This window comes from Deferrisoma palaeochoriense (genome assembly GCF_054656955.1).
The window spans coordinates 1-466 of sequence record NZ_BAAHXI010000181.1 but is presented as its reverse complement, the minus strand read 5'-3'; the positions used below and the strand labels follow the sequence as shown (position 1 = coordinate 466).

Below are 466 nucleotides of genomic sequence, written 5' to 3'. Positions count from 1 at the left end.
ACCTTCGACCTCGCGCCCGATACGGGCGCGGGGGTGAGCTTCACGGTGACCACCCTCGGCGACCTTACCCAGCCGACGAGCTGCGCGAGCATCTCGTGCCACGGCGGCGGGAGCGCCACCTGGGGCCAGACGCTTTCCTGCGACAGTTGCCACTTTGCCACCTCGGACACCGACGATTTCTCGTACCTGAACGGCACCACGGCCACGGTGAGCCAGGCCGAGTGGGACTACTCGGGCCACGGCAAGGCCTCGGGGACCTATGACGTCTCCGGCAACGCCGCGGCCGCGTTCGCCGGACCGGCCTCGGACCCGAAGGGGTGCGCCTACTGCCACGACTTCTCCGTGACCCACGGCACGGCCACGAACCCGTTCCGGCTCGCGAACCAGGGCGTCTTGAGCCGGGGGGCCACCGAGGACGGGGGCTGGAACGACGTGTGCCTCACCTGCCACTCCACCCTGGACCCGA

Annotated in this window: 1 protein-coding gene; it reads left to right on the top strand. The window is 70.2% G+C overall.

The window, feature by feature from the left end:
- A partial coding sequence (locus ACYQ8L_RS18620; protein WP_459943315.1) for a hypothetical protein occupies nucleotides 1-466 on the top strand: 466 nt, incomplete at both ends.